This window comes from Kitasatospora sp. NPDC047058 (assembly GCF_040643935.1).
Classification (GTDB): domain Bacteria; phylum Actinomycetota; class Actinomycetes; order Streptomycetales; family Streptomycetaceae; genus Kitasatospora.
Window position 1 is genome coordinate 1 of the sequence record NZ_JBEYVJ010000361.1, and the last position, 6,683, is coordinate 6,683.

7 protein-coding genes are annotated in these 6,683 nt (G+C 74.5%); all 7 read right to left on the bottom strand.

The features are described 5' to 3' along the window. Window positions 1-65: 65 nt before the first annotated feature. On the bottom strand, window positions 66-1,583 hold the full coding sequence (locus ABZ885_RS32750) for an NAD(P)/FAD-dependent oxidoreductase (RefSeq protein ID WP_360196767.1): 1,518 nt from the start codon (window positions 1,581-1,583) through the stop codon (window positions 66-68). 49 nt (window positions 1,584-1,632) lie between these two features. Beyond that, window positions 1,633-1,950, bottom strand: a complete 318-nt coding sequence (locus tag ABZ885_RS32755; protein WP_360196770.1) for a DUF6191 domain-containing protein — start codon at window positions 1,948-1,950, stop codon at window positions 1,633-1,635. Window positions 1,951-2,124: 174 nt separating this feature from the next. After that, on the bottom strand, window positions 2,125-2,877 hold the full coding sequence (locus ABZ885_RS32760; protein ID WP_360196773.1) for a class I SAM-dependent methyltransferase: 753 nt from the start codon (window positions 2,875-2,877) through the stop codon (window positions 2,125-2,127). Further along, complete coding sequence (locus ABZ885_RS32765; RefSeq protein WP_360196776.1) at window positions 2,861-3,433, bottom strand: hypothetical protein; 573 nt, start codon at window positions 3,431-3,433, stop codon at window positions 2,861-2,863. Before ABZ885_RS32765 ends, ABZ885_RS32760 begins: the two co-directional genes overlap by 17 nt. Further along, window positions 3,430-4,440: an alpha/beta hydrolase gene (locus tag ABZ885_RS32770; RefSeq protein WP_360196779.1), complete on the bottom strand. Its 1,011-nt coding sequence runs from the start codon at window positions 4,438-4,440 to the stop codon at window positions 3,430-3,432. The genes ABZ885_RS32765 and ABZ885_RS32770 overlap by 4 nt, the downstream gene beginning before the upstream one ends. Beyond that, on the bottom strand, window positions 4,437-5,438 hold the full coding sequence (locus ABZ885_RS32775; RefSeq protein WP_360196782.1) for a hypothetical protein: 1,002 nt from the start codon (window positions 5,436-5,438) through the stop codon (window positions 4,437-4,439). Before ABZ885_RS32775 ends, ABZ885_RS32770 begins: the two co-directional genes overlap by 4 nt. Next, window positions 5,435-6,520 (bottom strand): serine hydrolase, encoded by a 1,086-nt coding sequence (locus ABZ885_RS32780; RefSeq protein WP_360196785.1) that lies wholly within the window; start codon window positions 6,518-6,520, stop codon window positions 5,435-5,437. Before ABZ885_RS32780 ends, ABZ885_RS32775 begins: the two co-directional genes overlap by 4 nt. Window positions 6,521-6,683: the final 163 nt, after the last annotated feature.

The following is a 6,683-nucleotide window of genomic DNA, read 5'->3' on the forward strand; positions in this document are numbered from 1 at the left end:
CCTCGTCCGGCCGGCCCTGTTGTCTGTGCGGCGTCGGTGGCGTCCGGGCTCCGGCGTCTGTGGTGTTACGGCCGGCCAGGGACCGGGGCCAGGGAGGGGGCGTTCCGGAGGCCGAACTCGCGTCGGAGGGCCGAGAGCGCCGCGAAGTAGCCGGACATGCCGTGCACTCCGGGGCCGGGGGCGGTGGCGGCCGAGCAGAGGTAGACGCCGGTCAGCGGGGTGCTGTGGGGGTTCCAGCGCAGGGTCGGGCGGACGAGTGCCTGCTTCATCGTCACCGCGCCGGCCGCGATGTCCCCGCCGACGTAGTTGGGGTTGTAGTGCTCCATCCGGGCCGCGCTGATGCCCCGGGCCTCGATGACGGTGTCCGCGAAACCGGGCGCGTAGGCCTCGATCCGTGCGGTCACCAGGGCCACCGGGTCGGTGTCGTCGCCGTTGGGGACGTGCGCGTAGGCCCAGACCGGTCGGGCGTCACCGGGTGCGCGGCCGGGGTCGGCCACCGCGGGGTCGACGACCAGGACGAACGGCTCGTCGGTGCGCACCCCGCGCGAGACGAGGGTCTCCTGGCGGAAGACCTCCGCCTGGCTGCCGCCGAGGTGGACCGTGCCCGCCCTGCCGACCAGCGGGTTCGCCCACGGGATGGGGACGGAGACCAGGTAGTCGACCTTGGCCGCCCCGGGGCCGTACCGGAACGACTGCAGGCCGCGGCGGTACCCGGCGGGGAGGAACGGCGAGGCGATCCTGAGGAACTCTTTCGGACCGAGGTCGAGGAGGACCGCACGGGAGCGGCGGAACTCGCGGAGGTCGGTGATGCGCCGGCCGGTGTGGATCCGCCCGCCGTGGGCGGTGAAGTCCTCGGCCAGGGCGCGGGCGATGGCGGCGCTGCCGCCGCGGACCACCGGCCACCCGCTGCCGTGGGCGAGGTGGCCGAGCAGCAGGCCGACCGCCGCGGAGGCGGGGGTGGGCATCGGGCCGACGACGTGGGCGGCGACGCCGGCGAGGAGCGCCCCCGCCTCCGGGCCGGCGAACTGCCGGCCGGCCAGCGGGGTGCCGTGCCGGAGGACCCGTTCGCCCAGCAGGAACGGCAGCGCCGGGTCCGTGGGCGGGCGCCGCTGGTCGGAGAGGAGGAGGTCGACGAGGGCGCGGCTGTGGGTGATCAGCGGTTCCATCAGCGCCCGCCAGCGCGGCCCGTCCGGGCCGAGTCCCTCGCAGGTCGCGTCGAGCGCGCGGTAGGCGAGGCCGGCCCGGCCGCCGTCCAGGGGGTGGGCGTAGCTGATCTCCGGGAGGAGGAGGTCCACGCCGCGGGCGGCGAGGTCGAACTCCCGGAAGAAGCGGGAGGCGGCCGCCATGGGGTGCACGGCGGAGCAGATGTCGTGGACGACGTCGTCCCGGAACAGGGGCTTCGACCGGAGGCCGCCGCCCACCTCGTCCGCGGCCTCGTACAGCTCGACGTCCAGGCCGGCGCGGGCCAGGACGACCGCGGCGGCGAGCCCGTTCGGACCGCTGCCCACGACCACCGCGTCCGGTGCGTCCCCCTGCACCGGCCGCCGCGTCCGCCGTGGGCCCTTCGCCTTCGGCACGGTCATGTCCCTCTCCCTCGTTGTCGGCCGGCCGCGGGCCGGGGCCCGCTCGGCGTCAGTCGTCGCCCTTCGCCGTCCGGTCCGGACGGACCACCACGTGTCCCGAGTCGAGGTCGACCCGGCGGTCCAGCGGCGTGCCGGCGTCGGCGTCGTCGCGCAGGACCAGCCGGCGTTCCTTCTCCTCGTTGACGTGCTGGCGGCTCGGGGAGAACAGCGTGTGGAGCTCGCCCATCATGCTGTTCGTGCTGGCGGCCCCGATCCCGGGTTTGCGCCGCCGCCAGTAGATCCAGCCCCGCCGCTCCATCAGGAGCAGCAGCCGGTCGGTCAGCAGCGCCCCCACGATTGCGGCCGCCACCCATGCCAATACGATCATGATCGTCCTCTGACTGGTCACCAGGATGCCCCGGCCCACGCCGAGGTCCGTCCGACGCGCGGAACTCCGTCCACGGACCGTCAACGCGTCGCCGGCTGCCGGGGTGCCCGCGACGCGCGGGCACCCCGGCGTGGGCCCGGCACGGACCAGGCCTGCGCTTCAGGCCCCGCGCTTTCAGGACTCCGGACCGCCGGTCCGCCGGTACACCGAGATGAACCGCTTGGCGGACCGGTCGAACGGCGCCTGGCGCCAGTCGGCCCACCGCTCGACCGGCTCGAATCCCTCGACCTTGGCCATCAGGTCCACCTCGGCGGGCCAGGAGTAGCGGCTGACCTCGGGGAAGGTCCGCACGTGGCCGCCCGACACCAGGGACCGGAGGTAGACCACGGTCTGGCTGGCGGGGTCGCACTGGATGGTGTCGATCAGCAGCTTGTCGGCGCTGATGATGGACGACTGGGTGTGCGGCCCGGTGAGCGCGTGGAAGAACGTCGGCTCGTAGCACTCGACGACCAGCAGGCCGCCGGGGGCGACGTGCTCGGCCGCGCGCCGCAGCACCGTCCGCTGCTCGTCCTGGCTCGGCATCATGAAGAGCGTGTTGTTGACGAGCAGGCAGAGGTCGAAGTCCCGGCCGACGACGTCGCGGGTGAAGTCCGCCGTGTGGACCGTCACCAGGCCGGCGGGGTCCTTGGACTTCAGGATGTCCAGCATGGCCGGGGAGGCGTCCATTCCGTGGACCTCGTAGCCGTGCTCGGCGAGCGGGACCGCCACGCGGCCCGTCCCGGTGCCGAACTCCACGATCCGGGCGCCTTCGGCCACGTGCCCGCGGACGAAGGCCACCACGTCCGGGACCTCGTGGGCCGGGTAGAGCATGTCGTAGAAGTCGCCGACGTTCTCGCCGTACGCGACGGGGTCAGACGCTGGCAGCATGGGGGTCCCTCCTCAGGGCGTGGAAGTCGGAGGCGAAGAAGAGCGTGGGCTCGGGGCCGTCCTCGTCGTAGCCGGGGCCGCTGGCGAGCAGGAACTGCGTCCGGCGCGTCTGCGGGTGGTGCGTGCAGCCCTTGCTGACGTAAGTGAGCAACAGCAGGTAGGGGATGGCGAGCTGGATCTTCTTCAGGTCCTGCTCCAGGCCGGTCAGCACCTTCATCTCCTCGACCGCGTCGACGACGACCTTCTCGCGCCGCCGGTTCGGGTGCCAGACCATGTGCGACAGTCGGCGCTCCTCGACGACGGCCGCCTCCTGCCAGTCGGTCACGCTCCCGTCCGCCAGTTCGTCCCGGAAGAGGACGTGGCTGTCGGACATGGCCGGCTGCGGCCCGAAGAAGCGCCAGTTGGGGATCACCGCCGAGAGCGGGTCCAGCCGCCGGTTGACCTTGGTCCCCTTCTGGAGCTGCTCCAGTACGGTCAGCCCGAACCACGCGGTGAGCGTGCCGTACAGGACGGCCCGGCGCCCGCCGTGGAGCCAGCGTGAGGTGGTGTCCGTCATGGTGCCGTCCTCCTGTCCGCGGGTGTTCCGGTCCGCACCCGGCTCTCCTCGACCCATTCGATGGCGGCGACGACCGCCGCGGCGTGGCTCGGCCGCATGACCAGCGACTCGTGACTCGCCTCGTCCACGACGTCGTGCCGGCTGTGGTCCGACAGGCCCGCCAACTCCCGCTGCAGGACGAGGTGGGCGGGATCGCGGGCGACCGTGTCGCCGGCCGTCACCACGGCGACCGGGGCCCCGGGGAGCGACGTCAGCCCGCGCGCGGCCTCGCTCCACGGGCCTTCGACGGCCCGGGCCTCCCGGTAGGCGCCCAGCCACGGCCCGGGGCGGCCGAACATGGCCGTCGTGGCGGCCGCGGCCTCGGCGGGAAGGGCGGCCGTCTCGCTGACCGATAGCCCGAGGCCGTCCAGTCCGAACGCCGACCGCACGGCGTTGCCCGCCAGCCGCTGCCGGATCCACGGCATGCCGTCGCGCTGGATCCGGGACCGCTCGAACTGGTCGGGGTGCGAGGCGTCCACGAAGACGAGTCCGGCGACGAGTTCCGGGTACCGGCGTGCGAACACCCGGATCAGCAGGCCGCCGACGGAGTGCCCCACCAGGATGTACGGCGGGGGGAGCTCCAGCACGGCCAGCAGCTCCCGCAGGACGTCCGGGTAGGTCTCGGGCCGCGCGGGATCCGGCCCGCCGGGGGACCAGCCCGTGCCCGGGCGGTCGTACGCGAGGCAGGAACGGTCCGGCGCCAGCTGCCCGATCACGTGCAGCCACTCGGTACCGGCGCAGACCAGGGCGTTCTCGAACACCACGGTGGCGCCGTCCGCCGTGCCGTGCCGCGCGATCGCGTGCACCCGGGCGCCGTCCGGAAGGTCCGTCAACGACCCGTACGGGCTCGCCGGGGTCCGCAGCCGCAGCGCGGCGCGGCCGGCCAGGCCGAGCGCGAGCACCCCGGCCGCGCCCAGCGCCAGCGCGCCGGCACCGGGCCGGTGGAGGCCCTCGCACACCCGCCTCACCGGGACGCTCCGGCGTTCGGGCCCGTGGTGAGGGCGGTCGATGCCGTGGTGAGGGCGTTCGACGCCGCGGAGAGCGCCGCGGAGAGTGCGGCCGGTGCCGCGGACGGCGTGAGCGTCCCGGTGCGCGCCGCGCCCGCCAGCTCGGCCCGGAGGAAGTCCACGGCCGGGTAGGTGGCGGTGAAGGCCCAGAAGAAACGATTCAGCCCCATGTACCGCCCGTTGGCCAGATGGAAGGCCGCTCCGGCGGCCAGGCTGGCACGGGCCCACCGCGGCGGCAGCACCAGCACCACCGGGAACAGCGTCTCGGTGAGGATCACCGACCAGGCCATGCCCTTGGCGAGCACGGGCTGGGAGCGCACCACCGAGAACAGGCCCCGGTCGCCGTAGGTCCTGGTCCGCAGCACGCCCGGGATCGCGTCGCCGCCGCGCCAGGTCGGCGAGGTCAGCTTGACCAGGCCGGACGTGGCATAGGCCAGGACGCTCTGCGCGGCCAGGAAGGACAGCACCGCCCGGCGGTCGGAGGGGGTGTTGCCGGGCAGCTTGTCGAGCGCGGCGGCGGCGAAGGTCACCGTCGAGAGGTGGTCCGACCCGTCCATCCCGTACCCGCCGACCCGCAGGTGGTTCACCACGTTGGCGGTGGCCAGCGAGGCCAGCAGGATCCCGCGCTCGGTGTGCCCCGGCCGCCCGAGCAGCAGCCGCAGCCCGGCGGCCAGCTTCACCGCCGCGACGACGTGGTCCCGCGGCGGGCCCACCACGGCGTCGCCGATGCGCCGGCCCGGCCCGCTGGTCAGCCGCTTCAGCCGGGTCCGGGTGACCGGCCACGGCAGTATCTCCTCCCGCGACCGGCGTCCCGTGCTGCTCAGCTGCTCCACGGCGCCGATGACCGCGCCCACCGCGGTCATCCGTTCCACCGTGCGCCAGACCTCGTCGACGCCGCCGGGCTGTGCCCCCGGCGAACGCGTGACGGCCCGGCCCAGTCGTCCTATCGTCTTCCTCACCCCGTACCACTTCCGTCCGTTGTGCGGGCGCTCGCCCCCAGCCCGTCGCGGAGCCGCTCGGCCCACGTACCACCCGTCAATGCACTGCGCAGGAGCGCGGGGAGCGAGCCGGACCCGACCCCCGAGACGTAGCCCGTCCGGTCCAGACCGGTCGCCACCAGCGCGGCCGCACCGGTCCGGCCGTCCGCCCAGCGGACGTTCACGGCGGCGCTCAGCACGCCGGGCACCGCGCCCCCCTTGAAACCGACCCCCACTACCCCGGGCACCGACGAACGCGAGTCGGCCACCTCCAGGAACCGCTGGGCCAGTGCCGACGGCTCGTCCCCGGCCACGGCGCCCGCGGCGATCGACCCCAGCAGCCGGCCGAGGTCCCCGGCCGAGCCCGCTGGACCGCCGGCCGCCCACCGGCACTGCTCGGGGTAGGGGCCCCGGCTCACCGTGATCGCGGCCCGGGCGCGCACGGCGTCCCGGAACCGCGGGTCGGCGAGGTACCGGTCCCTCAGCTCGTATCCGCGAAGGCGCCGTTCCCCGGTGCCGCGCTCCGCGAGCGGCTCCTCCTCGACGAGCAGCAGGAGCTCGCCCAGCAGGGACCGGACATCCGGCTCGGCCCACCCGTGCCGCTGCCCGGCCAGGACCAGCTGCTCCGGGCCGAGCCGGTGCAGCAGGAGGTCCGCGGCCGAGTTGTCGCTGAACGCGATCATGGCCTTGGCCAGGGCGAGCAGCGGACCGCCGGCCCGGCCGTCGGCGGCGGACTCGCCGGCCCGCTGCAGCCCGAGGGCGTCGAAGGCCCGGGCCCGGGCGCCGCCGTCCGTGCCGGGCAGGTGGTAGCGATCCCATTCGGCCAGCGGGACGCGGTCGAGCACACCGATCCGGCCGCTCGCGGCGGCCTCGGTGAGTGCCGAAAGGTGCAGCAATTTGACCGTCGAGGCAATCGGATGCCTTTCCCCGGCCCGATGGAGAATTTTCCGCCCGGCTCCGTCGTCGAAGAACAGCGCGGCCTTTCCGGGATTTATCGCCAGCCAGTCCAGCCAGGACTCCCGGGAATCCAGCCGGGGCCGGGGCAGGAGATTGTCAGTTGTCACGTGAACCAGGTCCGTCGGTGAATTCCGGCAGCGTTGCGCCGTCGGAGCGCGCGCGGCCGAGGGCGGCGGGGGGGGGGGGGGGGGGCCCCGGCGCGGGGGCGGGGGGCCCCGGGGGGGGGGGCCGGGAGCACTAGCCCGTGGTGCAGAGCGTGATGGGGCAGGG